At 67.3% G+C, this 17,820-nt stretch carries 16 protein-coding genes; 12 read left to right on the top strand and 4 right to left on the bottom strand.

The features are described from left to right. Positions 1 to 5 precede the first annotated feature (5 nt). The 5 genes from cobN to cobJ are packed head-to-tail and all read left to right on the top strand — an operon-like array spanning position 6 to position 6,843. Entirely contained in the window at positions 6 to 3,428 is a 3,423-nt protein-coding gene (gene cobN / locus QX039_RS26465; RefSeq protein WP_315770408.1) for a cobaltochelatase subunit CobN, read from the top strand. Beyond that, a complete protein-coding gene (gene cobG / locus QX039_RS26460) occupies positions 3,425 to 4,699 on the top strand; it encodes a precorrin-3B synthase (RefSeq protein ID WP_315739766.1) in 1,275 nt (424 codons plus the stop codon). The genes cobN and cobG overlap by 4 nt, the downstream gene beginning before the upstream one ends. Continuing rightward, complete coding sequence (locus QX039_RS26455; protein ID WP_315739764.1) at positions 4,692 to 5,324, top strand: precorrin-8X methylmutase; 633 nt, start codon at positions 4,692 to 4,694, stop codon at positions 5,322 to 5,324. Before cobG ends, QX039_RS26455 begins: the two co-directional genes overlap by 8 nt. Next, positions 5,321 to 6,079, top strand: a complete 759-nt coding sequence (locus tag QX039_RS26450) for a precorrin-2 C(20)-methyltransferase (RefSeq protein WP_315739763.1) — start codon at positions 5,321 to 5,323, stop codon at positions 6,077 to 6,079. Before QX039_RS26455 ends, QX039_RS26450 begins: the two co-directional genes overlap by 4 nt. Continuing rightward, positions 6,076 to 6,843: a precorrin-3B C(17)-methyltransferase gene (gene cobJ / locus QX039_RS26445; RefSeq protein WP_315739762.1), complete on the top strand. Its 768-nt coding sequence runs from the start codon at positions 6,076 to 6,078 to the stop codon at positions 6,841 to 6,843. The genes QX039_RS26450 and cobJ overlap by 4 nt, the downstream gene beginning before the upstream one ends. On the opposite strand, the gene QX039_RS26440 is transcribed toward cobJ, so the two are convergent. Further along, positions 6,807 to 7,580, bottom strand: a complete 774-nt coding sequence (locus tag QX039_RS26440) for a cobalt-precorrin-6A reductase (protein WP_315739761.1) — start codon at positions 7,578 to 7,580, stop codon at positions 6,807 to 6,809. The genes cobJ and QX039_RS26440 overlap by 37 nt on opposite strands. 14 nt (positions 7,581 to 7,594) lie before the next feature. Here QX039_RS26440 and cbiE point away from each other — a divergent pair, with 14 nt between their 5' ends. The 3 genes from cbiE to cobM are packed head-to-tail and all read left to right on the top strand — an operon-like array spanning position 7,595 to position 9,989. Beyond that, the gene (gene cbiE / locus QX039_RS26435) at positions 7,595 to 8,830 is read left to right on the top strand and encodes a precorrin-6y C5,15-methyltransferase (decarboxylating) subunit CbiE (protein WP_315739760.1); all 1,236 of its coding nucleotides are present in this window, start codon (positions 7,595 to 7,597) and stop codon (positions 8,828 to 8,830) included. Then, positions 8,827 to 9,231 carry a cobalamin biosynthesis protein gene (locus tag QX039_RS26430; RefSeq protein ID WP_315739759.1) on the top strand — a complete coding sequence of 135 codons (405 nt, stop codon included), beginning with the start codon at positions 8,827 to 8,829 and terminating at the stop codon, positions 9,229 to 9,231. The genes cbiE and QX039_RS26430 overlap by 4 nt, the downstream gene beginning before the upstream one ends. Continuing rightward, on the top strand, positions 9,228 to 9,989 hold the full coding sequence (cobM, locus tag QX039_RS26425; protein WP_315739758.1) for a precorrin-4 C(11)-methyltransferase: 762 nt from the start codon (positions 9,228 to 9,230) through the stop codon (positions 9,987 to 9,989). The genes QX039_RS26430 and cobM overlap by 4 nt, the downstream gene beginning before the upstream one ends. On the opposite strand, the gene QX039_RS26420 is transcribed toward cobM, so the two are convergent. Next, the gene (locus QX039_RS26420; RefSeq protein ID WP_315739757.1) at positions 9,959 to 11,089 is read right to left on the bottom strand and encodes a cobalt-precorrin-5B (C(1))-methyltransferase; all 1,131 of its coding nucleotides are present in this window, start codon (positions 11,087 to 11,089) and stop codon (positions 9,959 to 9,961) included. The genes cobM and QX039_RS26420 overlap by 31 nt on opposite strands. 47 nt (positions 11,090 to 11,136) lie before the next feature. On the opposite strand from QX039_RS26420, the gene QX039_RS26415 reads away from it, so the two are divergent. Next, positions 11,137 to 12,477 carry a cobyrinate a,c-diamide synthase gene (locus tag QX039_RS26415; RefSeq protein ID WP_315739756.1) on the top strand — a complete coding sequence of 447 codons (1,341 nt, stop codon included), beginning with the start codon at positions 11,137 to 11,139 and terminating at the stop codon, positions 12,475 to 12,477. Then, the gene (bluB, locus tag QX039_RS26410) at positions 12,474 to 13,130 is read left to right on the top strand and encodes a 5,6-dimethylbenzimidazole synthase (RefSeq protein ID WP_315739755.1); all 657 of its coding nucleotides are present in this window, start codon (positions 12,474 to 12,476) and stop codon (positions 13,128 to 13,130) included. The genes QX039_RS26415 and bluB overlap by 4 nt, the downstream gene beginning before the upstream one ends. Position 13,131: 1 nt before the next feature. Here bluB and QX039_RS26405 read toward each other — a convergent pair whose 3' ends face one another. After that, a complete protein-coding gene (locus QX039_RS26405) occupies positions 13,132 to 13,857 on the bottom strand; it encodes a formyltransferase family protein (protein ID WP_315739754.1) in 726 nt (241 codons plus the stop codon). 18 nt (positions 13,858 to 13,875) lie between these two features. After that, positions 13,876 to 15,207, bottom strand: a complete 1,332-nt coding sequence (locus QX039_RS26400; RefSeq protein ID WP_315770406.1) for a hypothetical protein — start codon at positions 15,205 to 15,207, stop codon at positions 13,876 to 13,878. Between the two features lie 938 nt (positions 15,208 to 16,145). Here QX039_RS26400 and QX039_RS26395 point away from each other — a divergent pair. Together QX039_RS26395 and QX039_RS26390 are read left to right on the top strand one after the other, a co-directional pair. Further along, complete coding sequence (locus QX039_RS26395) at positions 16,146 to 16,850, top strand: RNA polymerase sigma factor (protein ID WP_315739751.1); 705 nt, start codon at positions 16,146 to 16,148, stop codon at positions 16,848 to 16,850. Positions 16,851 to 16,988: 138 nt separating this feature from the next. Then, positions 16,989 to 17,813 carry a flagellin gene (locus tag QX039_RS26390; protein ID WP_315739750.1) on the top strand — a complete coding sequence of 275 codons (825 nt, stop codon included), beginning with the start codon at positions 16,989 to 16,991 and terminating at the stop codon, positions 17,811 to 17,813. The last annotated feature ends 7 nt before the right edge of the window (positions 17,814 to 17,820 follow it).

Raw genomic sequence — 17,820 nt, 5'->3', positions numbered from 1 at the left:
GACCGATGCACCTGCTGGCGACAACGGGCGCGGATCTCGACGACCTCGAACAGGCCGTGGATCTTGCACAGTCGCCGGCCGAAATCGTCGTGCTGTCGTTCTCGGATAGCGATTTGTCGGCATTGGCCGAGGCCTGGACCGCGTCGTCGGATGAGCTGCCGAGCCTGCGCCTCGCCAGCTTGAAACGGCTGAAGCATCCGATGTCGGTCGATCTCTATGTCGACCGTGTCGTGCTCGGCGCGCGCGCCGTCGTCGTGCGCTGTCTCGGCGGGCTCGACTATTGGCGCTACGGGCTGGAGCGCATCGCATCGGTCTGCCGCAGCCGCCACATCCCGTTCGCGGCACTGCCGGGTGACGATCGCGCCGACGAGAGGCTCGATGCGCTCTCGACCCTGCCGAAGGACGCGACCTCGCGTCTCTACGGCTATCTGCACGAGGGCGGCGTCGGCAATGCGCGCGAGGCCCTGCGCTATCTCGCGACGCTGCTCGGGCGCGACGCGCATTTTGCGGAGCCGGTCGCGATCGGTTCGATCGTCGGCTTCATGCCCGATCGCGGAGCGGTCGGCATCGATGATCTCTGCGGCCACGATGATGCGCGGCCCACCGCGTTGATCGTGTTCTACCGTGCGGGCCTGCTCGCCGCGGATACGGCAGGGATCGCGGAGCTGATGCGGGCGCTCGAAGGTGAAGGGCTGGCGGCGGTCGCGGTCGCGGTGACCAGCCTGAAGGATCCCAATATCGGGGATGCACTGGCGCGACTCGTCCAGCGCCGGCGTCCTGCGATCATTTTGAACGCCACCGCGTTCTCGGCGCTGCGCGACGACGGCACCACGGTGCTCGACCTCGCGGACGCGCCGGTCTTGCAGATCATCCAGGCGCAGAGCACCGAAGAGGCCTGGGCCTCGTCGGCGCGCGGACTGTCGCCGACGGATCTGGCCATGAATGTCGTTCTGCCGGAGCTCGACGGCCGGCTGTTGGCGCGCCCGATTGCGTTCAAGGGTGAAATGCCGGCGGATGAGCGTCTGCAGTTCGGCACGATGCGTTATGTACCGCAACACGACCGCATTGCTTACGTCGCCCGGCTCGCGGCGCGATGGGCGCGGCTGCGGGCGCTGCCGGCAAGCGAGCGGCGCGTGGCGCTGCTGCTTTCCGATTATCCGGCGCGCGGCGGGCGCCGCGGCTACGCTGTCGGTCTCGACACCAGCGAAAGCGCAGCCGCCATTGCGCGGCTGTTGGCGGAGGCGGGGTACGATATCGGCCGCGCAGCGCCGACCGCCGAAGATGTCGACGCGCTGCTGCGGGACGAGGCAGATGAGCTCGTGGTGCCGCTCGCGGCCTATCGGTGTGCTCTGGCGCTGTTGCCGGATGAGCTGCAGCGTGCCTCGCATGACAATTGGGGAGAGGCGGAAGCCGACCCGGCGGTTCGAGATGGCACCTTCCGTTTTCCGGTGCTGCGTGCGGGAAAACTCTCGATCCTGCTACAGCCGGATCGTGGCAATCGCGCCGATCGCAAGTCTGGCTACCATGACACGAGCGTGCCTCCGCGGCACGCCTATGTCGCGCTCTATGCGCATCTGCGTGAGGCCGAGCGGATCGATGCGCTGATTCATCTCGGTGCGCATGGCACGCTGGAATGGCTGCCTGGCAAGGCACTGGCGCTCTCAAATGCGTGCTGGCCGGAGGCCGTGCTGGGCCCGCTGCCGGTGATCTATCCCTTCATCGTCAACAATCCCGGCGAAGCGATGCAGGCCAAGCGGCGATTGTCGGCCCTGACGCTCGGGCATCTGACGCCGCCGCTGTCGCAGGCCGGTCTGCACGGACCCTTGCTGGAGCTGGAGGGGCTGGTCGAGGAATATGCCGAGGCGGATGGCCTCGACAAGCGCCGGCTGAAGCTGCTCGAGGAGGAGATCGTCGCGCGGGCCTGGCAGGGTGGCTTGGCCGCCGATTGCGGGCTCGACCGTGCGATGACCGGACGCGAGGCGATCGCACAGCTCGATGCGCAGCTCTGTGACATCAAGGAGCTCGCGGTGCGCGACCGCCTGCATGTGTTCGGGGAAGCGCCCGACACGGCGGCGACCGGCCTGCTTGCGGATGCGATCACGGCGGCCATGGGGCCGGCGGCCGCGACGGTCGATCGCGCCGACATCGCCGCACGGATCGCCGCGAGCGCTGCAGCCGAACGCAGTGCGTTGCTCGCGGCACTCGACGGTCGCCGCGTCGCTGCCGGTCCCGCCGGCGCGCCGAGCCGCGGCCGGCTCGACGTGTTGCCCACGGGGCGCAATCTCACCGCGATCGACCCGCGTGCGATCCCGACCCGGACCGCCGCTGTGGTCGGCGTACGCGCGGCTGACGAGGTGATCCGGCGCTATTTGCAGGATCATGGCGACTACCCGCGCGCGCTCATGCTCGATCTCTGGGCGTCCGCATCGCTGCGCACGGGCGGTGACGATCTGGCCCAGGCCTTGGCTTATCTGGGCGTGCGGCCGCGCTGGGACCTCAACTCCAATCGTGTCACCGGCGTCGACGTACTGCCGTTGGCGATGCTCGACCGCCCGCGCATCGATGCGACGCTGCGGATCTCGGGGCTGTTTCGCGACCTGTTCGAAGCGCAGATCGCGCTGTTCGATCTCGCCGTGCAAAAGGTGGCCGCGCTTGACGAGGACGATGCCGACAATCCGCTGGCCGCGGCACGGCGGCGCGGCGAGAGCCTCGCGCGCGTGTTCGGCGGGGCGCCTGGCAGCTACGGTGCCGTTGCCGCCGACCTTGCGCTCGGAATGGACTGGACGAGCCGGTCGCAGCTCGGCGAGGCGTATCTCGAGAGCGCCGCTTATAGCTTTGGCGGGACGCATGACGGCGCGTCTGCTTCCGACACGTTCCGCGCCCGCGTCCGCAGCGCCGACGCCCTCGTGCATCCGCAGGACGATCGTGAGCGCGACCTGCTCGATGGCGAGGAGGTCGCCGACTTTGCCGGAGGCTTTGCGGCGGCCGCGGCGTCGCTCGGCGCGTCGCCCGCGCTGCTGCATCTCGACACCAGCCGTCCGGAGGCGCCGGCGGCGCGGACATTCGGCGAGGAGATCGCCCGCGTGGTGCGCGGCCGTCTCACCAATCCGCGCTGGATTGCGGGAATGCTCGCGCATGGCTATCGCGGCGTCGCCGAGATCGCGCAGGGCGTCGACGCGCTCTACGCCTTTGCCGCCACCTCTGACGCCGTCGCCGAGCACCTGTTCGATCTGGCGCATGGGGCGCTGCTGCGCGACGAGGCCGTGTTGGACAACATGGTCGCGCGCAATCCGGCGGCGGTCGCCGCGATCGTCTCGCGATTTGAGGATGCGCTACGCCGGCAGCTATGGGTGCCACGCCGGAATGCGGTCGCCGATGAGCTTGCGCATGCCCGCACGCGCCTGACGCAAGCGGAGAGCGCGTCATGACCGCCTCGGTCGAGATCAAGGGCTGGTGCCCGGGCGCGCGGCGTCCGATGCCGAGCGGCGACGGGCTCATCGTTCGCGTCCGGCCGCATGGCGGCGCGTTGCTGGTGTCGGCGCTGCGTGAGCTTGCCGAGGCTGCTCGGCACTACGGCAACGGCCAGATCGACCTCACGCGCCGCGCCAATCTGCAGATTCGCGGCGTATCGCCCGAGACGCTTGTGCCGCTGTGGGAGCTGATGGCATCGCTCGGACTGCTCGATGACAGTGTCGAGCTCGAGGCCATCCGCAACATCGTCGTCAATCCGCTGGCAGGACTCGACCCGGCCGAATGGGTCGACATGCGTCCCGTCGCCGCCGAGTTGGAGACACTGCTGGCCTCGGATCAGGCGCTCCATGCTCTGCCGCCCAAGTTCGGCTTTGCGCTGGATGGCGGCGGCAGGTTGCCGCTGACTGGGCTCGCTGCGGATGTTCGTCTCGTCGCCTGTAGCGGTCCTGAAGCCCGGCGTGTCGCCGTTGGCATCGCCGGTTCTGTTGAGTCCGTGTGGCTGGGAACGACAGCCGATGCCGATGCGGCGTCGACGGCTGTGCGGCTCGCGCGGCTGGTGCTGCAACACAGCCCGACGCGGCGCTCCGCAGATTTGCCGCCGCACGCGCGCGCCGCCGTCGGCGCCGAACTGGGCCTTGATCTCTCCAACGTCATCGCGACGCCATCAGCCGCGAAATCGCAACGACGTTGCGGCATCATTGCCCTGACGGATCAAACCTGCGCCGTCGGTCTCGGCGTGCCATTCGGCCGCATCGATAGTGGCACGCTGGCGCGGCTTGCGGCCATGCTCGCGGCGCACGATGTCGCCGAGGTCCGCCTGTCACCATGGCGCGCGCTGTATGTCTCCGCGGGCGTCGTGACCGCGGAGCAACTGGTGGCGGATGCAGCCCGGCTCGGCCTGGTCGTCGACGATACCGATCCATTGATGCGCATCGACGCCTGCTCGGGCGTCGGCTGCTGTCCGTCGACGGGACTGGCGACGCGACAGGATGCCCGCGTGCTCGCGGATGCGATGGCCCGGACCGGATTCAACGGCACGCTGCACGTCTCCGGCTGCGCCAAGGGCTGCGCACGCTCGGCAGCCGCGGACGTCGTGCTGGTTGGCGAGGGCGAAGGTTATCACATCGTCCGCAACGGCACGGTGAAGAGCGAGCCCTGCGGCATGCTCGATCCCACCGAGATCGACGTCGACGGGCTGTTCGAAACGAAAGAAAGGGCCGATGTCTGAGCTGCGCGACTACATCAAGGACGGCGCGGAGATCTATCGCCGTTCGTTCGCGACCATCCGCGCCGAGGCCGATCTGTCGCGCTTCCACGGACTGGAAGAGAAGATCGCCGTGCGCATCATCCATGCCTGCGGCATGGTCGAGATCACCTCCGACATCGCGATGTCCGAACACTTCGCCGCCGAGGTGCGGGCGGCGCTCGATCGTGGCGCGCCAATCCTGTGCGATGCCAAGATGGTGGCGCAGGGGATCACGCGGGCGCGGCTGCCGGCGAGGAACGAGATCATCTGCACGCTCGATGCTCCCGAGGTGCCGGCGCTCGCCGCGCAGCTCGGCACGACCCGATCCGCGGCGGCGCTGGAGCTGTGGCGGCCGCATCTCGGCGGCGCGCTGGTGGCGATCGGCAACGCGCCGACGTCGTTGTTTCATCTGCTCGACATGCTCGATCAGGGCGCGCCGCGACCGGCCGCGGTGATCGGAACGGCCGTTGGGTTCGTCGGAGCCCGGGAATCCAAGGAGGCGCTCGCGGCCGACGGCCGTGTGCCGTATCTGATCGTGAAGGGTCGGAAGGGCGGCAGCGCCATGGCGGTCGCGGCGGTGAATGCCATCGCGAGTGATGTCGAATGAGCCTGCTGGACACCATCGCGGGCTCGGCAAATCCGGGCACGCTCTACGGCATCGGCGTCGGTCCGGGCGACGTTCGTTATCTGACCTTGCGCGCCGCCGGCCTGGTCCGGTCCGTCGATGTGGTGGCGTTCTTTGCCAAGCGCGGCATGGAAGGCAACGCGCGACGGATCGTAGCGCCGTTGATGGAATCGGGCCGGCACGAGCTGCGGCTCGAATATCCGGTCACGGAGGAATTGCCCGTCGCCGACCTGTCCTATCAGTCCCAGATCGCCGACTTCTACCGACGTGCGTCGGACAGCATCACCGCGCATCTGGCGGCAGGGCGATCGGTCGGTCTGCTGTCCGAAGGTGACCCGTTCTTCTACGGCTCGTTCATGCACATGTGGCGGCGGCTCGAGCACGATCATCCGGTCGAGGTCGTCCCGGGCGTAACCGGCATGTCCGGCTGCTGGACCAAGGCCAATGTTCCTATCACCTGGGGCGACGACGTTCTCTCCGTGCTGCCGGGCACGCTGGGCGAGGACGTCCTGCATGACCGGCTGACGCATTGTGAGGCCGCCGTCATCATGAAGGTAGGGCGCAACCTCACCAAGGTGAAGCGCGCGATCATCAGCGCCGGATTGCTCGATCGCGCGCTCTATGTCGAGCGCGGCACGATGGAGGCGCAGCGTGTCGCGCCCCTGGCCGAGGTGGAACTGGACCGCGGCCCCTATTTCTCGATGATCCTGATCCCCGGACAGGGGCGGCGGCTATGACGGGCACGCTGACCATTGTCGGCGTCGGCCCGGGGCGAGCCGAACTGATCACGCCGGCCGCCTCGGCCGCCATCGCTCGCGCGACCGATCTGATCGGTTATGGACCGTATCTCGACAGAGTGACCACGACGAGTCCGGGCCAGATCCGGCACGCCAGCGACAATCGCGTCGAGCTCGACCGCGCCCGCCACGCACTCGGGCTCGCAAGCGACGGCAAACAGGTCGCGGTGGTGTCGGGCGGTGATCCCGGCGTCTTCGCGATGGCCGCGGCGGTGTTCGAAGCGGTCGAGGCGGGACCGGCGGCCTGGCGCGACCTCGACATCCGTGTCGAGCCTGGTGTCACCGCCATGCTGGCGGCGGCGGCCAAGGTCGGGGCGCCGCTCGGCGGCGACTTCTGTGCGATCTCGCTGTCCGACAATCTCAAGAGCTGGGCGACCATCAGCCGCCGCCTTGAGGCGGCGGCTGCAGCTGATTTCGTCATCGCGCTCTACAATCCGCTGTCCAAGGCGCGACCGCATCAGCTGGGGGAGGCGTTCGCGCTGCTGCGGCAGATCAAGCCGGCTTCGACCGTCGTCGTCATGGTGCGGGCCGCGGGCAGTGGTGAGGTCAGACAGATCATCACCACGTTGGGCGAGGTCGATCCCGACAAGGCGGACATGCGCACGCTCGTGCTGATCGGATCGACGGCCACGCGCCTGATCGCGCGCGGGGGCAAGCCGCCCTTCGTCTATACGCTGCGTCGTGAAGTCGAGGGCGGCGCATGAGCGAGCTGCGCCTCCAGCCACAGCAACGTGGCCCGCGCGCCGTCCAACGCGACGCCATGCGGCTTGTCGGGACGGGCGATCATCACCACCGGAATCGCGAGCCGTCGCGCGGCTGCGATCTTCGGATAGGTCGCGGCTCCGCCAGAGTTCTTCGACACGACGAAGGCGATGCGTTCCTGCGTCAGGAAGGCGTGCTCTTTGGCCTCGTCGAACGGCCCGCGATCCCTGACGAAGCGAATGTCGGGCGGCAGCGCGATGTCGCCGGGCGGGTCGATGGTTCGCGCGACGTAGTGATGCTGTGGCGCTGCGCCGAACGCTGCGAGCTCCAGGCGACCAAGGCTGAGGAACACACGCGCCGGATCCGCTCCGAGCGCCGAAGCCGCGTCGTCGGCACTGTCGACCTCGATCCAGCGATCGCCGGCCTGGCGTTGCCATGCCGCGCGCCGGATCGACGCCAGCGGCACCGACAGCGCATGACAGGCCGCAACGGCATGTCGCGAGATCTGGCCGGCATACGGATGGGTGGCGTCGACCACGGCATCAATCACATGATCCCGCAGCCATGCTTTCAGTCCGGCGATGCCGCCGAAGCCGCCGATGCGCGTCGGCAGCGGCTGCGGTTTGGGCGAAGCGGTGCGGCCGGCGAGCGAGAGCGTCGCCGCGAACCGATCGTCGCCGGCGAGCAGCCGCGCCAGCTCCGAAGCCTCGGTCGTCCCGCCGAGAATGAGGATACGCATGCGGGGAAGCGTCCATGGTGAACCCGGCCGCAACTTGCAACGCGCAGCGCTGGCTGTCCATCGTCGGGATCGGCGAGGACGGCGTCGACGGCCTCTCGACGCCTGCGCGACGTCTCATTGCGCAGGCGGCCCTCGTTATCGGCGGCGCCCGTCATCTCGAGCTTGCAGCGCCGTTGATCGCAGGGGAACGACTGGCGTGGCCCAGCCCGCTGAAGCTCGCGTTCGATCAGGTCGCGGCGCGACGGGGAGAGCCCGTCGTCGTTCTCGCAAGCGGCGATCCTTTCAACTACGGCATCGGCAAGCAGCTCATGCAGCGTTTCGCGTCCGCCGAGATGCTATGCGTCCCGCAGCCCTCGGCCTTCAGCCTCGCGGCGGCGCGGCTCGGCTGGCCGCTGCAGGACGTGGCGCAGGTGACGTTGCACGGCCGCGCGCTCGAAGGGATCATCCGCCATCTTGCGCCGGGGGCGCGCATTCTGGCGCTGGCCTGGGATGGATCCACCGCCCCAAGGCTCGCCGCGCTGCTGACCTCACGCCGCATGGGACGCTCGCGCCTGACGGTGCTGGAAGCGATCGGCGGCGCGCACGAACGGGTGCGCAGCGCGCCGGCCGATGCGTTCGATCTTTCCGATATTCATCCGTTGACCACGATCGCGATCGAGGTTGACGCCGAGGTTGATGCGCCCGTGATCCCGCTGACGGCCGGTCTTGCCGATGACCTATTCGAGCATGACGGCCAGTTGACCAAGCGCGAGGTCCGCGCCGTGACGGTGTCGGCCCTGGCGCCACGTCCGGGCGAACTGCTGTGGGACGTCGGGCTGGGGTCGGGCTCGGTGGCAATCGAGTGGCTGCTGCGTCACGGCTCGTTGCGCGCGTTCGGGATCGAGGCGCGGCAGGACCGGGCCGACCGGGCGATGCGCAACGCGCTGGCGCTCGGCGCTCCCGAGCTGAAGCTGGTGATGGGGCGCGCGCCGGCGGTGTTGGCGGATCTTGAGATGCCGGATGCGGTCTTCATCGGCGGCGGCATTTCGGAAGCGGGGGTGTTCGAAGCCGTCTGGTCGCGGCTGAAACCCGGCGGCCGCCTCGTCGCCAACGTGGTGTCGCTAGAAGGCGAGACGCGGCTGAGCGCGTTGTTCGGCCAGCATGGCGGTGAACTGGTCCGCATCGCCGTTTCGCGCATCGAGCCGGTTGGCCGCATGCATGGCTGGCGTCAGGCCATGCCGATCACGCAGTGGCGGGTGACGAAGCCATGATCGCGCTCGGGATTGGCTGCCGCCGTGCCGCCAGCGTCGCAGACATCGAGGCGGTGATTGCACATGCGCTCTCGCTTGCGCGCCTCGCACCCGCGGACGTGGCGGTGCTCGCCACTGCGGCCGACAAGGTCAGCGAGCCTGGCGTGATCTGCGCCGCGCAGCGGCTTGGCCGTCCGCTGCTCGGAATTGCCTCTGCAGCGATGACGGCTGTCGCCGATCGCGCGATCACGCGAAGCGATCGCGTCAGGCGCTTGAAGGGTGTACCTTCCGTGGCCGAGACGGCCGCGCTGGCTGCCGCCGGCGCGAATGCCCGGCTGATCCTCGCGCGCGTCGCAAACGCCGCGGCGACCTGCGCGCTGGCGGAGGGCGAGGCTGTCACCGATGCGGAGCCTGCGCCATGACGGTGCACTTCATCGGCGCCGGTCCCGGTGCCGCCGACCTGATCACCTTGCGTGGTCGCGACCTGATCGCGCGCTGCCCGGTGTGTCTCTATGCGGGCTCGCTGGTTCCTCAGGCGCTGCTCGATCATTGTCCGCCCGGTGCGCGTATCGTTGATACGGCACCGATGTCGCTCGACGAGATCGTGGCCGAGATCGAGCGTGCCACGCTCGCGGGCGAAGATGTGGCGCGGCTGCATTCCGGCGATCTCTCGATCTGGAGCGCGCTCGGCGAACAGCTGCGGCGCCTCGACGCGTTGAGGATACCCTACACGATCACACCCGGCGTGCCTTCGTTCGCGGCGGCGGCGGCCGCGCTCGGTCGCGAGCTGACCTTACCGGGACTCGCACAATCGGTGGTGCTCACGCGGACCTCCGGCCGCGCTTCGGCCATGCCCGAGACGGAACAGCTCTCGCTGTTCGCGCAGTCGCGCGCCACGCTCGCCATCCATCTCTCCATCCATGTTCTCGACAAAGTCGTCGAGGAGCTGCGGCCGCACTACGGCGACGACTGTCCGGTGGCGATCGTCTATCGCGCGAGCTGGCCGGATCAGCTGATCCTGACCGGCACGCTGGCGACGATCGTTGGGCAGATCACGACTTCCGCCGTGGAGCGGACCGCGCTGATCCTGGTGGGCCGCGCGCTCGCAGCTGAGGATTTTCGCGATAGCGCGCTGTACGATGCCGATTATCAGCGACGCTTCCGCGGGAGGGGCGAATGAGCCGGCCCGTAACTCTGTCCGACCAGCCGGCCATCGCGGTCGAACACAGCGACATCGAGCGCAACGTCGTTGTCGCCCAGCGCACGCCGCGCCGTCTGCCAGGCGGCGTGCGCGACGACCTCGCCGGCCGGAAATCCGAGCCGCTCGGCCTCCTGAAGCACCTGCAACGCGGTGTTGGCGGTGCGTGCGGTCGTGACCAACGCGTCCGGCGCGCCGGCATCATGCAACGTCTTCGCGAGCCAGCCGAGATCGACTTCGCCGGCGCGCGAATGCAGGTCGAGCAGGCCCTGGCCGAGCTTGGTCATCTTGGCGAAGCCGCCGGCCACGGTGATGCGGGCCACCGGATGCCGGCGCAGATATTTCAGCATGCCGCCGGCGAAATCGCCCATGTCGATCAGCGCCGTCTCCGGCAGGCCGTGGAGCTGCTGCACGGCCTTCTCCGATGTGCTTCCCGTCGCGCCGGCGATGTGCGGCAGGCCGGCGGCGCGCGCGACGTCGATGCCGCGATAAATGGAGTGGATCCAGGCGGCGCAGCTGAACGGCACGACGATTCCCGTGGTGCCGAGGATCGACAGGCCGCCAACGATGCCGAGGCGCGGGTTCAGCGTCTTCCGGGCGAGCTCCTCGCCGCCAGGAATGGAGATCTCGATGATGACGTCGCGCGCCGCGCCGAGCGCTGCAGCGGCCTCATTGATCGCCGCCGCGATCATCTCGCGCGGCACCGGATTGATCGCAGGTTCTCCCGGCGGCAGCGGCAATCCTGGTCGCGTCACTGTGCCGACGCCGGGGCCGGCGCGGAACGTCACGCCGGAATTGTCTGCACCGCGCCGCAAAGTCGCTTTGACCAGCGCACCGTGCGTGACGTCAGGATCGTCGCCGGCGTCCTTGATGACGCCGGCGGTTGCCTTCGCGCCGTCGGCCTCGTGCATCGCGACCGCAAAGCCGACACGACGTCCGCCCGGCAGGGCGATCTCGACCATGGCAGGACAGTTGCCCGTGATCAGCAGCTCGTAGGCGGCGCGCGCCGCGGCCGTGGCGCAGCTGCCGGTCGTCCAGCCACGCTTCAGCGGTCGGTTCGGCGGATCCGCGGTTTCCATCATGTCCGTTCGCATAGCACATTTTGCCATGCCTCGGCGGCGTTGCGGCCATGACCATGGTGACACCCAGCGGGATCATCATCGCCGCGCCGCGTTCGGGCGCCGGCAAGACGACGGTGACGCTCGGACTGCTGCGTGCCCTCAGCCGGCGCGGCACGCGCGTGCAACCCTTCAAATGTGGCCCCGACTATATCGATCTCGCCTTTCACACGGTTGCGGCAGGACGGACGAGCTACAATCTCGACAGCTGGGCGATGTCGGCGCCGCAACTGCTGGGGCTTGTCCGCGACGTTGCCGCCGACGCCGATATCGCCATCGTCGAGGGCGTCATGGGCCTGTTCGATGGCGCGTCGCATCCCGGACGCGCGGGCAGCGGCTCGGCCGCGGGTCTCGCAGCCCTGACCGGCTGGCCGGTGGTGCTCGTTCTCGATGTGAGTGGGCAGACCGAGACGGCCGCTGCCGTCGCGCTCGGCTGCGCGCGTTTTCGCGACGATGTTCACGTGGCCGGCGTGATCCTCAATCGGGTCGCGAGCGAGCGGCATAGGGCGCTCATCGAGCCGGCGTTCGCGACCATCGGAATCAGGCTGCTCGGCGCGCTGGCGCGGGACGCGCAATTGACATTTCCCGAACGTCATCTCGGACTGGTCCAGGCCCAGGAGATCACGGCCCTCGAAGCCCATCTCGAGCGTCTCGCGGCAAGCGTCTCCGGAGCCGTCGATCTCGAGGCGCTGCTGGGTCTCGCGAATCCGATCCGCTCTACCGATCTCGCTGCGCAGACATCTGGCCCTGGCATCAAACCGCCCGGACAGCGCATTGCGCTCGCCGCAGATGCGGCCTTCTCGTTCAGTTATCCGCATCTCCTGCGGCACTGGCGCGCTCAGGGCGCGGAGGCCATCCCGTTTTCGCCGTTGAACGACGAGGCTCCAGATCCCGCAGCCGACGCGGTGTGGCTGCCAGGCGGCTATCCCGAATTGCATGCGGGACGGTTGGCCTCGGCGCGGTCGTTCCTCGATGCGCTGCGCGCGATGGCCTTGCGCGGCGTGCCGATCCACGGCGAGTGCGGTGGCTACATGACACTGGGGGCGGGACTCGAAGATGCCCACGGTGTCCGGCATGCGATGGCGGGGCTGCTGTCGCTGGAAACCTCGTTCGCACGACGCCGCTTGCATCTCGGCTACCGTCAAGCGACCCTATTGGCCGATTGCAGCCTCGGCCGAAGGGGCGCCGTCGTTCACGGTCACGAATTCCACTATGCGACCATCCTGAGCGAGGCCGACGATCCGCTGATCGCGTGCCGCGATGCGTCGGGCTGCGCCATCGCCGAGCGCGGCGCCCGGCGCGGGTCGGTGACGGGATCGTTCCTCCACGTCCTGAGCGGCGAGGGCGCATGAGCGAGCAAGGCCGGCGTCCTCCGCAGTTCGACGCGACATTCCGGCAGCGCTTTGCCGAGCTGGTGCGCTGGCGTCGCGACGTCCGCCGTTTCCGCGCCGATCCGGTCTCCCCAGAGCTGATCGAACAGTTGCTCGCGCTCGCGTCCCATGCGCCTTCGGTCGGCTTCTGCCAGCCTTGGCGATTCGTGCTCGTCGAGAGCCCCGAACGTCGCGCGACGGTCATCGAGAACTTCGAGTGCGCGAACCAGGCCGCGCTCGCCGGTTATGATGGAGAGCGACGCGCGCTCTATGCGAGCCTCAAACTGGAAGGCTTGACGCAGGCGCCGATCCATCTCGCCGTCTGTGCCGACGAGGGCGCTGCCACCGGTCATCGGCTCGGCCGCGCCACGATGCCGGAAACGCTCCGCTACTCGGTGGTGGCGGCGATCCAGACGTTCTGGCTGGCGGCGCGCGCCGAAGGTCTCGGCGTCGGCTGGGTGTCGATCCTGGATCCAGCGGCTGTCTGTCGCGAACTCGCGTTGCCGTCCGACTGGAGCCTGATTGCGTATCTCTGCGTCGGCTGGCCGCAGGAGGAACATGACGATCCCGAGCTGGAACGTCACGGTTGGGAAACGCGGCTCGACCAGACAGTGATCAAGCCGCTCAAGCGCTAGGTCACGATGCGAGCGCCAACGCCGGTGCGTCAACCGTCCTTGGCTCGCCAACAGCGCCCGCGGCGCTCATGAGCTGAAACCGTGTGCCGTGCAGGTTGATGGTCAGTGGAATGCCGCGGAAGTCGTCGTGAAAGGCGCGGATGCGGCGCGCCATTTCGGCCGGATCGATGTCGGCGGACATGTCGCACTTGGCGGCGTACATCTGTCTGGTGCTCTTCGCTCCGCTCCAACCGACGCCGAGCGCCGGCAGCGGGCCGGCGTCGCAGGCGAGTTCGCGCGACATGCGCCAGAACAAATAGGCGAGCCGCACGAACGTCATCTGTTCCAAACCACGGACATCCACGCCGCGCGGGATGTCGAACGTCTCGACACCGACGATCGGGCCGCAGTCGACACGGGTCTCCATCACATGGGCCGTTGCGCCGAAGCGCGTCGCACCGTCGTACATCGCGAAATGAGCCGGCGCCCAGCCCGGATAATCCGGCGGGGCCGGATGAAAATTGTAGGCGCCGTGGCCGAGCGCCTGAAGGATGTCGGCAGGCACGATGACGCCGGTCGTGAAGGCAAGCAGGCGGGATCTGCCGAGCACATCGCGTTCGATGGCTTCGATGTCCTGCAGGCTGACCGCGAAACGGAATGCGAGGGCAGGGTTGTGCGCCCGTAGCAGCTCCGACAGCGCAAGTTGCTGGTCGCGGCTGCCGGTGAGAAGAATGATGGTGTCGAACATGATTTGTCCTGGTTGGCGTCAGCGGCGATGGGCGTTGAAGGTGGTGGGCCGGTGCGCAGCTCCCGAGGTGGCCGTCGCGGCGAACAAATTGGCCGGCAGCTCCTGACCGGGGATGATCTCGAGCACCATGTTGTCGGCCAGCAAAGCGGCCTCCCGCGCGATGCGAACCTCCGGCTGCCACGAGCACAGTGAGAGCTCGAGGCGGCCAAAGCCGCCGCAATCAGCGACGAAGGCGCTGGTCAGCTTCTCGATGCTGTCAGCGGCGGCGCGTGCGCTGCTGCTTCCGACGTCGCGCAGGATGACCGTGACACCTCTGCCGGATTTTACTTTCGAGCGCACCACGAGTAGCGACTCCAACGCGCCGACGCGCCCGGCCCGCCGGGGCGACCGCGCCACCTCGGCAAAGTCCGGGTCGGGACCAAGATCAGCCTTTGTCGGCTTCAGATTGTGGACGATCGTCGCGTTGCGGACTCCGGCTTCCCCTGCGACGGCATGGTAGCTGCGGGGAAGCCAGACCGTGTCGAGCGCGATCTGGGAGCTCACCGCACTCCAGGCCTGATCGATCTGATAGCCGTCCCAGATATCGGGATATGAAGAGGCGATCTCACGCCAGGTCGTCAGCATTGTCCCGGCCGCCTTGGACCGGCCGAAATAGAGGGTGCGCGGCGACATCTCCCAGCCGTTCCACTTATGCACGGCAAAGTCGCAGCCTGCCAGATGAGGAAGGTCCGGAGGTGCTTGGAACATCACGTCGGCCTCGACGTACAACAGCGGTTCGCGATTCCGCTGCCACATCCGCGCGATGAAGTCGGCCTTGTCCGCAGCGCTCAGGCGTTCGCCGGGGCGGCGATCGATCGCCTCGACGTCGAATGGGAGCCCGAGCCGCTGCAACGAGCGTCTGAGATGATAGACGTGCAAGTCGCCGACCGTCGTTGGATGGCAGGACACGACACGCACCGCAGTTGCCGGTGCTGCGTCCGGCGCAGGCCAGTCGCGGCCGCCCCACCATAATTCGTGCGGGCCGTCGGCTGAGGTGCCGACGGTGCCGAACTCGGTCAACTTGGATTTCAGGAAATCGAACGCGGGGTTTTCGCCGAAGGGGATCACCACGGCGTCATGCGAGGTCAGCGCGCCGTACAGCAGCTCCGCCCCGGCGCCCGTTGGCGGGTCGATCAGGACGATAGTGCGGCCACGGCCAGGCGGTGGAAGGTCATCGCAGTGAACCACCGGCCCGAATGTTCGCGACAGCCATTGCAGACGATGACCTTGCCGCTGACCGAGCCTGACGCCGTGAGCGCGCAGGCTTTGCACCGGGTCGTGGTCGTTGGTCTTCAGATCTTGTCGCGTCATGCCGGGCCCTCCCGCACAATAGAACGGACCACGTCGGCCAATCAGGCGCGTCGATCGCGCATGCGCTTGCGTCGGTGTCTTGCGATGATGCGAGTAAGACCGGGCTTTCGACACGGAAAACGCGAACTTCGTTTCGCAATGTTGCCGGGCGCGCTGCTCGAGGCCGCAACAGATGACAAACACCGTGGCTGCGCGAGCAGAAGTATTCGCAATCACTTCGGTCTGATGCGCCTTATCAAGGCCGAAGCGGACGATTGGTCTCGCAAACGAAGTCGCAGTGCGGATCACGAGTTTCACACCGGATATATCGAGTGCGGTGAGGCTCTGGAGCCTCGATGCAGATCGAAACATTCAGCAACATTCGTTGACGCTATAGACATGATGGCCATCTACGCGCGCGTCGGCGGCGCGCGACGCAGCGCGTCGATCGCTTCATCTATCGTGCTATCAGCAACTACAACGTACGAACGCGATGGATCAGGCGCGCAATGTCGCAAAAATCGTCACGCGATTCAAAAATCGCGTCCGCGGCAACTGACAGAGTCGAAAAATGCGATAATTTCGTCGAGGTGATTCGGAAAAAATTGCCGGGCGAGATGATCGTTTCGCAACAATTCCGAACCTTGCTCAACCGCGGACTTTGTGTGCGCGGTATGCATCCACGGATGCTGTTAGTAAGCGTTGCAGCTCGCGTTTTCTGCTGAATTCGTCTTCTGGAATGAATCCCCCGCCATGCCGAACATCGGCCTCTCTTTCTCAACGATCGTCGGGCGCTCGATCCGCGTGCGGCAGAATTTGCCTGTCCCTAGGCAAAACATTCCATCTAACTACCTGAAAAATCACAAAAAATCTTCGCCTGCTTCTTTCGGTCGCCGCGTTCAACGATCGGAAGCCGTCTGCGAATGCCGCATTCGGCATTGCGGGTTGGAGATTCGGAAATGAGCTACGCGCTGGACGTCTGGGCCCCGGCCGATGGCATATCTTCGAAAGAGCCGGGGTCCCCGGACGTCGCGGCGCTGTCGTCGAGCGAGTCGGCCAGCACGGTTCCCGACTCCGCGCCGCCAGGCGAGGCCGCGGTCTTCGACGAGGACAAGGACCTGCTCGACCGGCTCGCCACCGGAGAGGAGCTCGCATTTCGTCTTCTCGTCGAGCGCCACATCGATCGCGCCTATGCGATTGCGTTGCGCATCGTCGGCAATGCCGCCGACGCCGAGGACGTCGTGCAGGACACGATGTTGAAGGTCTGGACTCACCGGGGGCGGTGGCAGCACGGTCGCGCCAAATTCTCGACCTGGCTCTATCGCGTCGTCAGCAATCGCTGCATCGACATCCGCCGCAAGCCGCGGACCGAGAATGTCGACGTGGTACCAGAGGTTGCGGACGGCAAGCCGGATGCAGTGAGCGTCATCGAGCGTGCGGAGCTCAGCGTCCTCCTGGAGGGGGCGATGCAGCGGCTTCCGGAGCAGCAACGGATCGCCGTGATCCTGTCGTATCACGAGAACATGAGCAACGGCGAGATCGCCGAGGTGATGGACACGACAGTGGCCGCCGTGGAGTCCCTGTTGAAGCGGGGACGCCAGCAACTGCGCGACATGCTGCGGCGTCACGAGCGCGACATTCGCGGCGCCTTCACGGATTGCTAACCATAAAATTCTCGGCGCAGGAGAAATCCCGCCTGAATCCCGCAGGCGCTTCCGTTTGATCGGTCAGACGGGGCCGATCCGCACCGTCAGTCCTTCCACGATGCGGCGTGCTTTGCCGATCACTCAGGAGTCCTCACCGTGCCCGCAATTTCCACCAACATCGCCGCCAACTCCGCCGTCCGTTACCTGAACATCAACTCCAACCAGGAGACGAGCTCGCTCGCCAAGCTGTCGAGCGGTTCGCGCATCACGTCAGCCTCGGACGACGCGGCCGGTCTCGCCATTTCGACGCGCATCTCTTCGGACATCACCACGCTGCAGCAGGCCGCGACCAACGCAGCGCAGGCGACGTCGATCCTGCAGACCGCGGATGGCGGCGCGTCCAACATCAGCGACATCCTGGCGCGCATGAAGTCGCTGGCCTCAGAGTCCGCATCGGGCACCACGGTCGGAACCAGCCGCACTTACATCCAGTCGGAATTCTCGCAGCTGATCAGCGAAATTTCGTCGATCGCGACCGGAACGCGCTATAGCGGCCAGAGCCTGCTCGACGGGACCAGCACCTTCTCGTCGGGCGTCTCGGTCCTGGTCGGCTCGTCCGCGTCCGACACCATCAACATCACGCTGTCGGATCTCACCGCGAGCACGCTCGGCGTCTCGTCGCTCGACGTCAGCACCCAGACCGGCGCGACCGCAGCCTTGACCGCTCTCGACACCGCGATCGACACCGTGTCGAAGGCCCGCGCCGACATCGGCGCGCAGGAATCGCGCTTCAACTTTTCGGCGGACTCGATCTCCACGCAGACGCAGAACCTGCAATCGGCCAACTCTGCGATCAAGGACGTCGACATCGCGTCGGAGCAGGCGAAACTGTCGTCGGCGCAGGTGAAGACCCAGGCCGCGGTGTCGGCGGAAGCTGCCGCCAACCAGATCCCGCAGTACCTCCTGAAGCTGCTGGGCTGAGTTGCGA

It is taken from the genome of Bradyrhizobium sp. SZCCHNR1043 (genome assembly GCF_032489675.1).
Lineage (GTDB): Bacteria > Pseudomonadota > Alphaproteobacteria > Rhizobiales > Xanthobacteraceae > Bradyrhizobium.
Note: the sequence above shows the minus strand (reverse complement) of the source record. Positions and strands in the feature narration are given on the sequence as shown.